Origin of the sequence: Streptomyces tendae, from assembly GCF_014650435.1 — a bacterium.
GTDB classification, from domain to species: domain Bacteria; phylum Actinomycetota; class Actinomycetes; order Streptomycetales; family Streptomycetaceae; genus Streptomyces; species Streptomyces tendae.
The window spans coordinates 149,519-164,158 of the sequence record NZ_BMUY01000008.1; the positions used below are offsets into that span (position 1 = coordinate 149,519).

Sequence of the window (14,640 nt, forward strand, 5' to 3'; positions counted from 1 at the left end):
TAGGCTCCCCGGCATGGGGTGGGGGAGAACGGGGAAGGCCGGCGGACGTCAGCGGCCCGCCCGGCCGGACGACGAGTGGAACCGGGCGATCGCGCTGTGCGCGGGGCAGGCCCCGCTGGTGTGGCTCGCGTGGTGGTTCGCCATGGAGGCGGGCCGGGACGACTACGGCTACGGGGGCGGCGGCTATCTGGGCATTCTCTGCGTGCCGCTGATCCTGCCGTTCGTCGGCCTGCTCCATGCTGCCGTGCAGATCGCACCCGCCGCGGCCCTGGCCCGCCGGCTGTCCCGCGTCCTCCCGGGCCCCGCGTGGGCCCTGCACCTGACCGGGTCCGTGCTGATCGGCGCCGGATGGTCGGTGCCGGCCCTCGTGCTGTGGGGGTGGCCGGTCGGCGACACCCTCCCGTGGTTCGCCGGGGTCGGTGTCCTGCCGGTGCTGGTCCTCCACTCCCTGCGCGGACGGCCGTGGGGAGGCTGCGGAGTCTGGCTCGGCTCGGCGGGAGCGAGCCTCGCGCTCCTCGTCGTGTGCGGAATGTCGGCGGCAGCCCTGGCCGACGACTACGAACCCCCTCGGCTGTCGTCCGGGCAACTCGCCGGGGACTGGCGGGGCGAGGACGGGGCCGTACTGCGGCTGGCCCCGGGCGGCCGGGCCGAGCTGACCCGGGTCCCCGCCCAACCCGACTTCGAAGCGGACCAGGACTACACCAGGTGCGACGGCACGGGCACCTGGGCCCGCGACCGGTACGGCGACCGCGAGGCCGTACTGGTGCGGCTCGACGGCGGATGCGGGGAGGACACGCACTGGACGATCAGCGGGAGCGAGCAGGACCCCGAGCTGTTCGCACTGTTCGGCGACCCGGACGCCGGTGATCTGCTGATCCTCGCCCAGGACTAGCCCGGCAGTCGCGACACGCGTCCCGCATCCCGCCCCGCACCCCGTTTCGCGATCGTGCCCGCGATGCGCTCGGCGTCGATCGCCAGCTCGCGGAGCATGCCGCTGATGGGGTTGGTGAACCCGGTGAAGTACAGGCCGGGTGCGGCGGCAGGGGTGCGGCCCCCGTGGGCGACCGGGCGCCCGGTGTCGTCGAGGACGCCGAGGTGTCCGACCAGCCCCTCCAGGCCGCGCCGGTACCCGGTGGCCGCGATCACCGCGTCGGGGGCGATGCGGGTGCCGTCGGCCAGCACGACCTTGCCGTCCTCGAAGCCGTCCATCGCGGCGACGACCTCCACCCCGCCGGAGCGCACCGCGTCGATCAGGCCCACGTCCTGCACCGGGATGGCACCCTCGGCCACCCGGCTGTAGAGCCCGGTGTCGGGGCGCGGCAACCCCTGGGCCGACAGGTCGGGCACGCTGATCCGGGCGAGCGGCCGGGCCAGCCGGTCCACCAGCGCGACCGGCAGCCGCCGGCACAGGACGCCGGTGTACTGGGCGGCCCACCCGGCGGTCGAGCGGCGGACGATGTGCGGCGCCGTGCGCACCGCGAGCCGGACCCGGGCGGCCCCGCCCTCCACCAGGTCCACGGCGATCTCGGCGCCGGTGTTGCCCACCCCGACCACCAGGACGTCCCGGCCGGCATACGGGGCCGGGGCGCGGTACTCGGCGGCGTGCCGGAACTCGCCGGTGTAGGTGTCCCGTCCCGGCCAGTCCGGCACGCGCGGGGTGTGGTTGTAGCCGGTGGCGACCACCACCGCGGCCCCGGTCAGCTCCCGGCCCCCGGAGGCGTGCAGCAGCCACCCGGTCCCGTCGGCCGTGGGCTCGACGCGGAAGACCTCGACGCCGGTGACGATCTCCAGCTGGTGGTACTCGGCGTACTTCTCCAGGTACCGCACCACGTCGTCCCGGGCCACCCACCGTCCGAAGCGGCGCGGCATCGGCAGGCCGGGCAGCGCCGACAGCCGGCGGGTGGTGTGCAGCCGCAGCCGGTCGTAGTGGCGCCGCCAGGAGGAGCCGACGTGGTCGGCCCGCTCCAGGACCACGGCCCGCAGACCGCGGGCGCGCAGCGCGTGGGCGACGGCGAGACCGCCGGGACCGGCGCCTATGACGTACACGGGTCGGCCCGCGGGGTGGGCGGGCCGCTGCGGTTCAGCGGACGCTGTGGAGTCGGCCATGCGGCGAGCGTAATCGCGCCCTGGCTTGATGGGTCTCGGTCAAGACCGGAATCGGTTGCGGATCGGTCACGACTGGGTCCGGTCGGCTTGAATGGCCGGATGGCCCACACACGCATGTACACCCTCGACCCCTCCCTCGCCGGCACCGAACCGCGCGGACACGGCCTGTGCCTGCGCGCCTGGGACGCCGGCTCGGACGACGACGCCCACACCTGGCTGCGGGGCTGCCTGGACCCCGAGTTCCAGCGCTGGAACACCCCGCTCAAGCTGTGGACCGACCTCGCCGGGGCCCGCGAGTCGCTGCGCGGGCGGGCGCGGGACGCGGCGGACGGCAGGTCGGCGTCGTTCCGGATCGCGGACGAGGAGAGCGGTACGACGCTGGGGCACATCGGGCTCAACGAGATCAGCCGGCAGATGAAGGTGGCCCGGGTCGGCTACTGGGTGCTCCCCGAGGCCCGGGGCCGGGGCGTCGCCACCCGCGCCCTGCTCCTCGCCTCCCGCTGGGCCTGTGCCGAACTCGGCCTGCACCGCCTCGAACTGGGCCACGCCGTCGGCCACGACGCCTCCTGCCGGGTCGCCGAGCGCAGCGGCTACCGCGCCGAGGGGACCCTGCGCGAGGCGATGTTCGAGGCCGGCCGCCACGACGCGTTCCGGGACGTGCACCTGCACGCGCGGCTGGCCACGGACGAGGAGCCGGCCCCGCCCGGCGTGCGGTGAGCGCGGTTCACGGCCACAGCAGCCGCCGGTCCCAACCGCCCTCCGTCGTACGCCGGTAGGCCAGCCGCACGTGGCGACGGCGGGCCTCGCCCTGGAAGAACTCCACCTCGGCGGGGCGCAGCCGGTACAGCGTCCAGGACGCGACCGGTGCGTCCGGTTCCCGCTCGGCCCGCTCCCAGGCCGCCTGCGAGGCACGGGCCAGCTCCTGCGGCGAGTCCAGCTCGGCGCTCTGCCGCCCGGTGAGCGCGGCGGCCAGCGCGCCCGTCGACCGCGCGTGCAGGTCGGCCCGCGCCTGATCGGCCGGGGCGACGGAGACCGGTCCGCGCAGCCGCACCTGGCGGCCCAGCACCGGCCAGTAGAAGACGAGGGCGGCGTACGGGCGGGCGGCGAGGTGGCGGCCCTTGCGGCTGTCGGCGTGGGTGGCGAAGGCCCAGCCGTCCGCGTCCGCGCCGTGCAGCATCACGACGCGCGCGTCCGGCAGGCCCTGGGCGTCCGCCGTCGCCAGCGACATCGTGTGCGGCTCGCGCTCTCCGGCCGCGACCACCTCGGCGAACCACCGGGTGAACAGCTCCAGCGGATCGCCGGGCGCGTCGGCCGGGTCGAACGGCGGCAGCCCGGTGACCGCGGGGTCCCACACCCGCAGCGTCCTCAGCAGCTCGTGGAGATCGGTTCCCATGCCTGCCCGGGCTCAGACCGAGCCGAGGTCGGAGGAGACCCAGCGTTCGGGGCGCATCCGGACGATGACCTGCTCGCCGTGGTTCGCCGAGGCGAAGGCGACATAGCCGTCGACCTTCTCGGCCGGGAGGTAGCGCGCGGAGATCTCCCGCAGGTCCTCCTCGGTCGCGGTGACCGTCTCGACGACCGGCCCCTCCACCGACACGTAGCGGATGGTGGGCTCCAGCCGGTCGACCATCAGCGAGAACCGGCCCGCCTTGCTGATCAGCCGGTTCTTGCGGCTGTCGAGGCCCGTCATGATCCACACCTCGCCGCCGGGCTCGTACTGGTACCAGATCGGCACGGTCAGCGGGGCGCGGCCCGCCTCCGCGTCGACCGCGAGCGCGGCGATGTGCGGCTCGGCCAGGAACGTCTCACGCTCTTCGCGGGTCAGGGCCACGGGGGTCTCCTCCAGCGGATGTGGTGCGGGTACAGACACGGGTGCTGTTACTGGGACTCGTACTCGTACTCGTACTGAGCACAACGTCGGCCGGGCGGGCCACTGTTCCCCGGGCGGGGCCGTCGCGGGGCTGAACTTCGAGGCGCTGGACGTCGTACCGGGGCGGCCGGGGGCCGGGGCACGGTCGCCGAGTTCGAGCGGACGGCCGACGGGGCGGCGAAGGGCCGGCGGGCTGGAGTGCTGGAGGTCAGGCGTTCCGCGGAGCGGAGATGACAGGCTGCCGCGCGGCGTACTTACTTCACGGGCTTCTTTCCGGTGATGCCGAGATACGTCAACAGGGCGAGATGCGGCTTGAGTTCAGCCTGTTTCACACCCCAGGATGAGAAGCCTTTCTGATGCGAGGCGGCGGCCGCGAGCATGACGACCAGTGACCCGGCGATCGCCGCGGGGTTCACGTCCTTGTCGACCTTGCCCTTTGCCTGGAGATCGGCGACGGAATCCGTCAGGGGGGAATTCACCGAGTTCAGGATCTTCATGCGGATTTTGGCGAAACGTTTGTCGCCCTCCGCCGCGCCGAGATCGACCACGCGCAGAATCGCGTCGTTCTTGCGCCAGAACTCCAAGAATCCGTCGACGAGTTCCTGTGCCGTCTGCCAGCCGGCCTTGCCGACCCACGAGCGGCCCGCCGTCAGTTCGGCCAGCGAGGAACTCTCGGCGGCCATACGGTCGGCGATCTCCAGTACGGCGCCCTCGACGTCCGGGAAGTACTGGTAGAAGGTCGCGGGCGACGTGCCCGCCTTGCGGGCGACATCGATGACTTTGACATCGCGATAGGGGGAGGAGCTGAGCATTTCGCTGAGGCAGTCGAGCAGTTTCTGCCGGGTCGCCTGCCCACGTCGACCGGCCACGCGGCCGTCGACGGTACGCACTTGTCCTGTCATGCCGTCAGCTTACCGACGGGTGATCCGAGCGCGATTCGGCCGACTGCAAATGGGGTGCGGGAGCGCGGAGAGACTGGTGTGCCTGCTCTGCGCGGTGCGGGTGACGCGGTTACTTTTGAGGACATGGCCGAAAACGGGGCATTCGAGAAGAGGTCGTCGGAATCGCCGGCCCGTCCGTCCGCCCGCCGGGAGGGCGTCCCCTGCTGGGTGGACGCACAACTCTCCGACGTGGAGGCGGGCAGGCGCTTCTACGGCGAGCTGTTCGGCTGGACCTTCCAGGAGGAGACGGCGGAGGGGGAGTCCGGGGAGAGCCCCTACCGGGCGCCGGCGGAGTCCGTACGGGCGTGCCTGGACGGTGAGCCGGTCGCCGCGCTGGTCCGCAAGACGGACGGCCGGATGCCCACCGTGTGGTCCGTGTACTTCCACACCCCGGACGCCACCGCCCTGGCCGCGCGGATCCGGGCGCGCGGCGGGCAGGTCGTCACCCCGCCCCACCCGGTCGGCGACCTGGGCACCGCCGCGCTCGCCGCCGACCCCGACGGTGCGGTCTTCGGGCTCTGGCAGCCGGGCCGCCGCAGCGGCTTCGGGCGCCGGCCCGAGCCGGGCACCTTCGCCTGGGCCGAGCTGTACACCCGGGACACGGACGCCGCCAACGCCTTCTACGGCGACCTGTTCCACGAGGCGCTCTTCGGGCCGGACGCGTCCCCCGACTTCGGCCGCGCCCGGGTCTCGGACGTCTTCCCCGCCGAGATGCCGCCGCACTTCCTCGTCCACTTCCTGGTCGAGGACGTGGACGAGGCCCTCGCCGCGGTCACCCGGCTCGGCGGCCGGGTGCGGGTGCCGCCCTTCGGGACGTCGTACGGGCGGGTGGCCGTGGTCTCGGACGGTCAGGGAGCGTCGTTCGCGCTGCTGCGACGCTGAACGGACCCGGAAGGGACTCCTGAGCACCCTTTGCCCGTAATCAGGTAAGACACCCCGATTGTCGCCAGGTTCGCCACCAGCGCTTCGGACAGGAAGAATCGGGGTGCGTGGCGCCACGGAGGTGCGGTGGTGAGACGCTGCACTTCGGTCGCGTACATATGTGGGTGGCGCGGCCCGTACGGGGAGGTGGCAGGCAAGTGGTGGATCAGCTGACGCAGCACGATCCGCGGCGGATCGGGCCGTTCGAGGTGCTGGGGCGGCTCGGCGCCGGCGGCATGGGGCTGGTCTATCTCGCGCGCTCGGCGTCCGGGCGGCGCGTGGCGATCAAGACGGTGCGCACGGAACTGGCGGAGGACCAGCTGTTCCGCGTCCGCTTCACCCGCGAGGTGGAGGCGGCCCGCGCGGTCTCCGGCTTCTACACGGCGGCCGTGGTCGACGCCGACCCGCGCGCCGCGGTGCCGTGGCTGGCCACCGCCTACGTCCCCGCACCCTCCCTCGAGGAGATAGTGAACGAGTGCGGGCCGCTGCCGGCCCAGGCGGTGCGCTGGCTGGCCGCGGGCGTCGCGGAGGCGCTCCAGTCGATCCACGGGGCGGGCCTGGTCCACCGCGACCTGAAGCCCTCCAACGTCCTCGTCGTCGAGGACGGCCCCCGCGTGATCGACTTCGGTATCGCGTCCGGCGTTTCGAACACCCGTCTGACCATGACGAACGTCGCCGTCGGCACCCCCGCCTACATGTCCCCGGAGCAGGCGAAGGACTCCCGCAGCGTCACCGGCGCCAGCGACGTGTTCTCGCTCGGCTCGATGCTGGTCTTCGCCGCCACCGGACACCCGCCCTTCCACGGTGCCAACCCGGTCGAGACGGTCTTCATGCTGCTGCGCGAGGGACCCGACCTGGAGGGCCTGCCCGACGAGCTGCGCCCGCTCATCGAGTCCTGCATGCAGATGGAGGCCACCGGCCGCCCCAACCCGGCCGACCTCCAGTCCCAGCTCGCCCCGCACCTCTTCGGCTCCGGCTCCGACGACAGCGGTACGGCGTCGGCGTGGCTGCCCGAGCGGGCCGTGGGCCTGATCGAGGGGCGCCGCAACGGCCGCCCCGCGGCCAAGCCCGCCACCACGGCCGGCGGCCGCGGCCCTGGCCCCTCCGGCGCCCGCGGGCCCGCCCACGCGCCCCCGCTGCCGCCCCCGCCCGCGCACGACCCCGTCGTACCGGCGCCGCCCGCGCACGGCCCGGCGGTGCCCGCACCCGTCGGCGCCCCCGACGGCGGGCCGGTCCGGCTGCCCGGCGCCGCGGTGCCCATCGGCCCTGGCCCGCGCGTCGCCGACATGCGCGCCGCCGCCGTCGCCGCACCCCCGCCGGAGTCCGCCCTCGCCGCGTCCTGGTCCCGCCCGCGCCCCGGCGTCAACGGCGCCGACCCCGCCGTACCGGCCCCGTCGCCGCCCGCGCCCCCGGAGGCATCGCCGGCCGGGTGGCGTCCCTGGCGGTTCCGGATGTCCAACGACGTCTGGGGCACGCCGCGGGTCGCCGAGGACCTGGTCTACGTCACCTCCTTCGAGGTGCACGCCCTGGACGTGGCCACCGGCCGCCGCCGCTTCAAGACCCGGGACGTCGCCTGGTCGATGGCGGTCGCCGACGGCCGCATCCACGCCTCCGACGGACCGACCCTCTTCGCCCTGGACGCCCGCGAGGGCGCCGACCTCTGGCGCGTCCAGACGGACGCCTGGGTGTACTCGCTCCAGGCCGACCGCGGCACCGTCCTCACCGCCACCCGCGGCGGCGGCGTCCAGGCATGGGAGGCCTCGGCCGGCCAGAAGCTGTGGGAGGTCACCGGCGCCCAGACCGACTTCGAGTCCCCCGAGGCGGGCGCCGTGCTGCACGACGGCACGGCGTACGTCTGGCAGGACGCCCGACTGCGCGCCCTGGACGCCCGTACCGGCGACGAGAGATGGTCGTACCCGATCGGCGACGCGGCCTCCTGCGGCGGCGTCCCGGTCCGCCTCAGCCAGGCCCCCGACGGCTATGTGTACGTCGCGGCCGGCACCCGGGTGCTCGCCCTGGAGGTCGCCTCCGGCCACGTCCGCTGGCACTTCGAGGCCCCCGCGGTCTTCCTCGCCCCGCCCACCTTCGTGCCGGGCCCGGCCGTCACCGGCGGCGGTGTCTACCTGGCCGACTACCTCGGCACCGTCTACGCCCTCGACGCCACCGACGGCCGCGACCGCTGGCGCATCGCCACCGAGGCCCGCTCCTCGACCGACCCGGTGCTGGTCGCCGCGGGCCACGTCCACGTGGGCAGCGGCAAGGGCCTCTACACGCTGGACGCGGTCACCGGCACCCCCAAGTGGCGCTTCCAGGCGGGCGGCGACATCGTGGGCGCGCCCGCGGTCGCCGAGGGCCGCATCCACTTCGGCTCGACCGACCACCTGCTGTACACGCTGAAGGCCGACGACGGCCGCCTGCGCTGGAAGCTCGCCACCGGCGGCGAGATCACCGGCTCGCCGGTCGTCCGCGACGGCATCGTGTACGCCTGCAGCAAGGACCGCTGCGTGTACGCGCTGGACGCGGAGAAGGGCACGGGAACGGCCCGTACGACGTGAGGCCCCGTGCCCGGCCGGTGACGTGTCCGTGACATCCGCGCACTAGCGTGATCTTCATGACGACACGGGGGCGAGCACTCAGGTACACGGCGATCTCGGCACTGGTGGTCCTCAGCCTGACCGGCTTCTCGACCGGCCGCCACGGCCACGGGGGCGACGGGTCGGGCGGCGGCTGCAGCAGCTCCGGCCAGGACCACGACGGTTCGTCGTCCACCTCGGGCGGTAGCGACGCCTACAAGGACGACGACGACACGTACGGCAGCGGCGGCAGCGGCTACCACGACTACGACGACGACACCTACGGCGACGACTCGGGCAGCGGCGGCAGCGGCGAGGCAGAGGGCGCGGTCCTGAACCTGATCACCTGCGTCATGGAGGACCAGCCGTGGTCCACCGTCGAGGTCACCAACCCCAACGCCGTCGAGTCCACGTTCTCCGTCACGGTCCTCTTCAAGGACGCGGACGGCACGACGATCGACGAGGGCACCGAGGAAGTCACCGTCCCCGCCGATGGCGTGAGCGCGGTCCGCGTCCCCTTCGACGGCTCCGGCATCCCGGACCACTGCGAAGTGACCGAGCGGTGAGGGAGCCGGTTTCCTGAACCCCCTGCGCGCACACGTCGGCCGCGGCGGCTCCCCTCCGCGCCGCCGCGGCCGATCCCCGTGTGGAGGAAGGTCTACTTGCCGTCGCCGTCCAGGTCCAGGGCGGGCGGGGCCGGCATGTTGTTGTCCATCGTCGTGATGGTGTCCTTGGCCGGCGGTGTGGGCATGTTGTTGTCCATCGTGGTGATGGTCTCGTCCTTGACCGGCGGGGTCGGCATGTTGTTGTCCTGCGGAGTGGCGACCGCTTCCGCCTTCTTGTCGCTCATGCGTACTCCTCTGCGATGGTGAACGAGTGTGGAACGCCCGTCCGGTGACTCCCCCGTGGCTCACCGGACGGGCGTTCGGAGCCGCACACTAACCCGTGGGCTCGCTGGTCACCCGTCTGCCCCCCGTTACGACGGCGTGACAGGAACGAGTGTGCCGCGAGCCGATAAACGAACGCTGAACGCCACTCGTCGTCCGCGTCAGGCCGCCGTCGCGGGCTCCAACAGGGCCTTTACGGCGGCGGCTTCGGGAGCGCCGTTGGCCTCGTAGAGGTTGAGGGCCTCGCGCCAGCAGGCCTTCCCCCGGTCGACCTGTCCGAGCTCGCTCAGTGCCTGCCCGAGGAGTTTCAGTACGTTGCCGCGCATGTGGTCGCCGCCGATGCAGCCCAGGGCCAGGGCCTGTTCGGCGTGCTGCGCGGCCGGGCCCGGGCGCCGCGCCGCCAGATGGGTCTCGGCGATCCTGAAGTGGGTGGTCCCCGCCCACAGCCGTTGCCTGTGGTCGACGAAGATGGTCAGGGCCCGGGAGAACTGCGCCAGGCCGTCCCTGTGCCGTCCGGCCGTCGTCAGGGCCACACCCAGGGCGTAGTGCCCGTTGGCCAGGCGCATGGTGCTGCCCACCCGGACGTGGACGGCAAGGCCGTTCTCCGCGAACTCGACCGCCTTGGCGGTGTTGCCCATCCCCATGTAGGCACGCGAGAGATTGCACAGGGCGGTCGCCTCGCACAGGCCGTTCCCGGCTGCCCGGAATCCCTCGATGGCCTGGTCGAAGAAGACCTTGCCGTCGGAGTAGCGGTGCTGGTGGAGGGCGATGAGACCGCAGTCCTGCGCGGCCCAGCTCGCGGCCGTGGGGTCCGCGGAAGCGGTCGCGCGCTCCATGGCGAGGCCCGCCTCCCCGGCGGCCTGCTGGATACGGCCCGACACCAGCAGGAACCCGGTGAGGGCGATCCGCGCCCTGCCCTCCGCCCGGGTGTCTCCCGCCGCCTGCGTGGCGTCGCACATGGCCAGCGCCGTCGCCTCGTACTGACGGGAGTTGGCGCCCGACTCCGCCAGATCCCGGGCGGCCCACAGGAGGTCGACGGCCCGTCGCAGCCTCCCGGTACCGGCGGCCTGGCGGACGCACGCGAGCAGGGACGACGACTCCGTGTACAGCCAGTCCAGTGCCGCGGGCCCGTCGGTGAAGCGGAGGCCGGGGTACCGCGTCCCCTCCAAGTCGTCCACCAACCGGTCCCCGGGCCGCTCGATCGCGTACACGCCCGTCGCCGTGGCCAGGTAGAAGTCCAGCAGCCGCGACAGCGCCGCCTCCCGCTCGCTCGGCGGGTTCTCGTCGCGTTCGGCGCACGCACGCGCGTAGAGGCGGACCAGGTCGTGGAAGCGGTATCGGCCCGGGGCCGCCGACTCGAGCAGGGAGGTGTCGACCAGGGACTCCAGGACGTCCTCCGTGGCGTGCGCCGGGAGGTCCAGGACGGCCGCCGCCGCCGCGAGGGAGATGTCGGGGCCGTCGGCCAGGCCCAGCAGGCGGAAGGCGCGGGCCTGGGCCGGTTCCAGCTGGCCGTAGCCCAGTTCGAAGGTGGCCTCGACGGCCTGGTCGCCCGCCTGCAGCTCGTCCAGCCGGCGTCGCTCGTCCGCCAGCTTCGCCGCCAGCACCGACACGGTCCACGTGCGGCGGGCGGCCAGCCGGGACGCGGCGATGCGGATCGCGAGCGGCAGGAACCCGCACGCGCCGACCACGTCCAGGGCCGCTTCCCGCTCCGAGGCGACCCGCTCCTCGCCGACGATCTTCGTGAAGAGGGCCAGCGCCTCCTCGGGCGACATCACGTCCAGGTCGACCAGGTGCGCCCCGGCGAGGTCCACCATCCGCACCCGTGCCGTCACCAGTGCCGCGCAGCCGTCCGTGCCGGGCAGCAGGGGTCGTACCTGGGCGGCGTCGCGGGCGTTGTCCAGCAGGACGAGGACCCGGCGGCCGTCGAGGACGGAGCGGTAGAGGGCGGCGCGCTCCTCCAGGGAGTCGGGAATGGCCGAGTCGGCCGTGCCGAGGGCCCGCAGGAAGGAGCCCAGCACCGTCTCCGGCTCCGCGGGCCGCGCGCCGGCGCCCTGGAGGTCGACGTAGAGCTGCCCGTCCGGGAAGGCGGCCCGCGCCTGGTGGGCGACGTGCACCGCGAGGGTCGTCTTGCCGACGCCACCGATGCCGGCCAGTGCCGAGACCGCCATCACGCGGCCCGTCGTCTTGCCGGACGCCGCGGACAGTACGTCGCTCAGCTCCCGGACGAAGGCCGCACGGCCCGTGAAGTCGGCCACCGTGGCCGGGAGTTGTGCCGGGCGGACCGTCGCCGTCGCCGTCTCCTCGGCCGGGGCGGGGGGCTCGGCCAGGCCCGGGTCGGCCTGGAGGATGCGGTGCTGGAGTTCCTGGAGGCCGGGGCGCGGGTCGACGCCCAGCTCGTCGGCGAGCAGCCGGCGCGTGTCCGCGTAGACGGCGAGGGCCTCCGCCTGGCGGCCACTGCGGTACAGGGCCAGCATCAGCAGCTCGCGCAGGCGCTCACGCAGCGGGTGGGCCGCCGTGAGCGCCGTCAGTTCCGAGACGGCCTCGGCGTGGCAGCCCTGTTCGAGGTCCATGTCGAGGCGGGTCTCCAGGAGTTGGAGCCGCCACTCGTCGAGGCGGACGCGTTGCGTGTGGGCGTAGGGTCCGGGCACGCCGGCCAGCACCTCGCCGTCCCACAGGTCCAGCGCCCGGCGCAGCAGGTCACGGGCGTGGCACAGGTCCCCGGCGCTCCTGGCCTTCTCGGCCCCGGCGGCCAGGTCCTGGGCCCGCGCCAGGTCCAGCGCCCCCTCGGTCAGGCCCCGTACGGCATACCCGCCGGACTCGCTGACCAGCACCCCGGGGTCGAGGACCTTCCGCAGCCGGGACGCGTACGTCCGCACCGCCGCCAGCGCCTGCGACGGCGGCTCCTCGCCCCACAGGGCGTCGATCAGCTCGGCCGCCGTGGCCGTACGCCCCTCGCGCAGCAGCAGGGCGGCCAGCAGCGCGCGCTGCTGCGGGGAGCCGGTGGTCAGCGTCTCCTCGCCCCGCCAGGCGCGCACCGGCCCGAGCACCCCGAAGCGCAGCGCGCCCGATTCCTCACCTTCCGCCGGGAATCCGGGACGCCGCTGCTCCGGAACCCGCGGTCCACCGTCCATGCCGTCCCCCTAGACATCCTGAGCAACCAGGTCAGTTTGCCTTGTTCATGCCGACCACGTCAGCCGTGGGAGACGCCGATCACAGGTTCTTCATCAGCTTCCCTACCCCTGCCCCTCCAGCTCCACCCGTACCGTCAGATGCCCCGTCCCGACTCCCATCGCCCGTACCGCCATGCTGTTGAAGCGGGGCAGGCGGCGCAGACGGGCCAACGGGTCGTCGTCGGGCAGGAGATGGGCCGTCCCCGCATACCAGCGGCCCCGGAGGCGCACCCGTACCCGCGGGTCGGCCCTGATGTTGCGGATGTACTGCGAGCGCTCGCCGAACTCCGAGACCAGCCAGAACGAGTCGCCCTCCCGGCGGCCGCCCACCGGTGTGCGGCGGGGGAGACCGGAGACGCGGCCGGTGGTCTCCAGGAGGGTCTGGCCGGGCAGCCGGCGCACGAGGGCGTTCAGCCGGCGCTGGAAGGCCGTGACGGTCCGGTACTTCCGTTCGGGGTTCGGCGGCTTCGGCATCGTGCGGGCACGCTCCCGTCTCGCTCGACGGCTCCGCGGCGGCTCCCGGAGCCCGGTGGCCCCTGGAGCCTAACTCCCCAGGAAGACGGGGTTGGTGAACGCCGCCAGCGCGCCCGGCAGCGGGCCCGCCGCCGCCTCGTGCCGCACCTCCGCCCGTACGTACGCCGCGTACGAGGCGGTCGTGCGCCACTCGACGACGCCCGCGCCGGACACCGGCAGCGGATCGCCGGTGAACAGCACGCCCTGGTCCGTGACGAGGCGCACCGTGCAGCGCGGGGCGCCCGTCACCTCCAGGCGGACGGTGACCGGGGTGTCGGCGGCCACCCGCAGCCGCTCGCCGATCCCGGCGTGCTCGCCCCGGCCGCCGGACGCGGTGAGGGACAGCGACACCTTCGACGACTCGGCCACGTACGACCGGCCCGCCCGGATGCCCTCCTGGATCGCCTCGCGGGTCAGGTCGTCGGCGAGGACGACGGTCTGCGGGCGGCCGATCACGTCGGGGGAGCGGTGGGAGTCGCTGCTGCCCATCGCCGGGATCCAGTCCCGCCGGCCGTCGCGCACCGAGGCGACCAGCATGCCGTCCCAGTCGGCCAGCGCCACCTCGTCGTCGGGCGTGTAGGCGCCGTTCCACACCTCGACCGCGTCCGCCTCGCCGAACCCGAACTTCCAGTTGCAGCCGATGCAGGTGGCGTGCGGGTGGGCCGGCACGACCAGGCCGCCGGCGCGGCGGATCTGCCGGGCGAACCGGCCGAAGCGGTTGTCGCGGGCCCGGTAGCGCCAGTCGACGAAGGTGCCGGGATCGGTGCCGAGCGCGACGACGTGGCCGTTGCGGGTCGTGACCTCCTCGCCGAGCAGGATCAGCAGGTCGTCCCCGGCGTGCTCGGCCCAGTGCGCGTGCGCGGAGTGCGTGTTGTGCTCGGAGGAGTTGATGAAGTCCAGGCCCGCCGCCCGCGCCAGCTCGGCGATCTCGGCGAGGGTGTAGCGGCCGTCGGAGTACTCGGAGTGCAGATGGCAGTCGCCCCGGTACCAGGCCCGGCCCCGCCCCTTGGCCCGCTCGGGCGGGTACACCGGGCGCGGCGCCTCGTCCTGCTCGCCGTAGGTCAGCGTGACCGTGATCTCGTAGGACAGCCCCTGCGGCGCCACCGTGTACGGGCCGAGCGCGATGTGCCAGGTGCCCGCGCGCACCGGCCCCGGCAGGTAGCCCGGGGTGGCGGCGTCCGCGCGGACGAAGAACTCCGTGCGCGCCCCGCCCGACCAGCCGCGGAAGCCCCGGCCGCCCAGGTCGGTGCCCTGCTCGTCGAAGAGGCCGATGTCGAGCGCGTTGCCCTGGGTGCCGGCCGGCACGGTGGGCCGGTCGTAGGTGTAGGCGACGTGGACCTCGCGCACCCCGCGGGGGACTTCGACCGGGACGTACACGAAGTCGGGGACGCCGGGCGGCAGGGTGCCGCGCACGGTCCTGGTCCGCGGGCCGGTACCGCCCGCCGCTGAAGCGAAGCTCACGGTCGTCAACGTAAGCGCGGCGGCGGCTCCCGTCACGAACACCGCGCGTCTGCCGATCCCGGCGTGGTCGTTCTCGTGGTCGTCCTCGCACATGCTGCTGCTCCCCAGGTGTCGTCGATGACATGGCATGGGTGGTGCAGGGGTTGGTGCGTGCAACCCTCGTATTGAGCCGTGAACTGCGGGGCAAGGGAAGGGGGG

The 14,640-nt window shown here is 73.8% G+C and carries 13 protein-coding genes; 5 read left to right on the plus strand and 8 right to left on the minus strand.

The genetic code is table 11. From position 1 onward, the window contains the following. The first annotated feature begins 13 nt into the window (after nucleotides 1-13). Nucleotides 14-892 carry a hypothetical protein gene (locus IE258_RS21895; protein ID WP_189746031.1) on the plus strand — a complete coding sequence of 293 codons (879 nt, stop codon included), beginning with the start codon at nucleotides 14-16 and terminating at the stop codon, nucleotides 890-892. Here the strand turns inward: IE258_RS21895 and IE258_RS21900 are convergent. After that, complete coding sequence (locus tag IE258_RS21900; RefSeq protein WP_189746033.1) at nucleotides 889-2,106, minus strand: flavin-containing monooxygenase; 1,218 nt, start codon at nucleotides 2,104-2,106, stop codon at nucleotides 889-891. The two genes, IE258_RS21895 and IE258_RS21900, sit on opposite strands and share 4 nt — an antisense overlap. 99 nt (nucleotides 2,107-2,205) lie before the next feature. On the opposite strand from IE258_RS21900, the gene IE258_RS21905 reads away from it, so the two are divergent. Further along, nucleotides 2,206-2,823 (plus strand): GNAT family N-acetyltransferase, encoded by a 618-nt coding sequence (locus IE258_RS21905; RefSeq protein ID WP_229892323.1) that lies wholly within the window; start codon nucleotides 2,206-2,208, stop codon nucleotides 2,821-2,823. Nucleotides 2,824-2,830: 7 nt separating this feature from the next. Here the strand turns inward: IE258_RS21905 and IE258_RS21910 are convergent, their stop codons facing one another. The 3 genes from IE258_RS21910 to IE258_RS21920 all read right to left on the minus strand — a co-directional run bounded on the left by IE258_RS21910 (nucleotide 2,831) and on the right by IE258_RS21920 (nucleotide 4,866). Next, entirely contained in the window at nucleotides 2,831-3,499 is a 669-nt protein-coding gene (locus IE258_RS21910; RefSeq protein WP_189746035.1) for a pyridoxine/pyridoxamine 5'-phosphate oxidase, read from the minus strand. Nucleotides 3,500-3,511: 12 nt separating this feature from the next. Next, complete coding sequence (locus tag IE258_RS21915) at nucleotides 3,512-3,937, minus strand: pyridoxamine 5'-phosphate oxidase family protein (RefSeq protein ID WP_189746037.1); 426 nt, start codon at nucleotides 3,935-3,937, stop codon at nucleotides 3,512-3,514. A gap of 293 nt (nucleotides 3,938-4,230) precedes the next feature. Next, complete coding sequence (locus tag IE258_RS21920; protein WP_159328786.1) at nucleotides 4,231-4,866, minus strand: TetR family transcriptional regulator; 636 nt, start codon at nucleotides 4,864-4,866, stop codon at nucleotides 4,231-4,233. A gap of 135 nt (nucleotides 4,867-5,001) precedes the next feature. Between IE258_RS21920 and kbpA the strand changes: the two genes are divergently transcribed. From kbpA to IE258_RS21935, 3 genes are all read left to right on the plus strand, one after another. Next, nucleotides 5,002-5,799 carry an AfsK-binding protein KbpA gene (gene kbpA, locus IE258_RS21925; protein WP_189746039.1) on the plus strand — a complete coding sequence of 266 codons (798 nt, stop codon included), beginning with the start codon at nucleotides 5,002-5,004 and terminating at the stop codon, nucleotides 5,797-5,799. Between the two features lie 197 nt (nucleotides 5,800-5,996). After that, nucleotides 5,997-8,393 carry a protein serine/threonine kinase AfsK gene (gene afsK / locus IE258_RS21930; RefSeq protein ID WP_189746041.1) on the plus strand — a complete coding sequence of 799 codons (2,397 nt, stop codon included), beginning with the start codon at nucleotides 5,997-5,999 and terminating at the stop codon, nucleotides 8,391-8,393. 56 nt (nucleotides 8,394-8,449) lie between these two features. After that, nucleotides 8,450-8,977 (plus strand): hypothetical protein, encoded by a 528-nt coding sequence (locus IE258_RS21935; RefSeq protein WP_189746043.1) that lies wholly within the window; start codon nucleotides 8,450-8,452, stop codon nucleotides 8,975-8,977. A gap of 92 nt (nucleotides 8,978-9,069) precedes the next feature. Here IE258_RS21935 and afsS read toward each other — a convergent pair whose 3' ends face one another. The 4 genes from afsS to IE258_RS21955 form a co-directional block, all read right to left on the minus strand. Next, entirely contained in the window at nucleotides 9,070-9,261 is a 192-nt protein-coding gene (afsS, locus tag IE258_RS21940; RefSeq protein WP_127893657.1) for a regulatory protein AfsS, read from the minus strand. A gap of 198 nt (nucleotides 9,262-9,459) precedes the next feature. Continuing rightward, a complete protein-coding gene (afsR, locus tag IE258_RS21945; RefSeq protein WP_189746045.1) occupies nucleotides 9,460-12,429 on the minus strand; it encodes an SARP-family global regulator AfsR in 2,970 nt (989 codons plus the stop codon). Nucleotides 12,430-12,531: 102 nt separating this feature from the next. After that, nucleotides 12,532-12,942 (minus strand): nitroreductase family deazaflavin-dependent oxidoreductase, encoded by a 411-nt coding sequence (locus IE258_RS21950; protein WP_189746047.1) that lies wholly within the window; start codon nucleotides 12,940-12,942, stop codon nucleotides 12,532-12,534. 69 nt (nucleotides 12,943-13,011) lie between these two features. Beyond that, a complete protein-coding gene (locus tag IE258_RS21955) occupies nucleotides 13,012-14,535 on the minus strand; it encodes a CehA/McbA family metallohydrolase (protein WP_189746049.1) in 1,524 nt (507 codons plus the stop codon). Between the last annotated feature and the right edge of the window lie 105 nt (nucleotides 14,536-14,640).

Coding starts and splice junctions, on each gene's coding strand:
- IE258_RS21895 (WP_189746031.1), top strand. CDS start 14: ATGGGGTGGGGGAGAACGGGGAAGGCCGGCGGACGTCAGCGGCCCGCC.
- IE258_RS21900 (WP_189746033.1), bottom strand. CDS start 2,106: ATGGCCGACTCCACAGCGTCCGCTGAACCGCAGCGGCCCGCCCACCCC.
- IE258_RS21905 (WP_229892323.1), top strand. CDS start 2,206: ATGGCCCACACACGCATGTACACCCTCGACCCCTCCCTCGCCGGCACC.
- IE258_RS21910 (WP_189746035.1), bottom strand. CDS start 3,499: ATGGGAACCGATCTCCACGAGCTGCTGAGGACGCTGCGGGTGTGGGAC.
- kbpA (WP_189746039.1), top strand. CDS start 5,002: ATGGCCGAAAACGGGGCATTCGAGAAGAGGTCGTCGGAATCGCCGGCC.
- IE258_RS21935 (WP_189746043.1), top strand. CDS start 8,450: ATGACGACACGGGGGCGAGCACTCAGGTACACGGCGATCTCGGCACTG.
- afsS (WP_127893657.1), bottom strand. CDS start 9,261: ATGAGCGACAAGAAGGCGGAAGCGGTCGCCACTCCGCAGGACAACAAC.
- afsR (WP_189746045.1), bottom strand. CDS start 12,429: ATGGACGGTGGACCGCGGGTTCCGGAGCAGCGGCGTCCCGGATTCCCG.
- IE258_RS21950 (WP_189746047.1), bottom strand. CDS start 12,942: ATGCCGAAGCCGCCGAACCCCGAACGGAAGTACCGGACCGTCACGGCC.
- IE258_RS21955 (WP_189746049.1), bottom strand. CDS start 14,535: ATGTGCGAGGACGACCACGAGAACGACCACGCCGGGATCGGCAGACGC.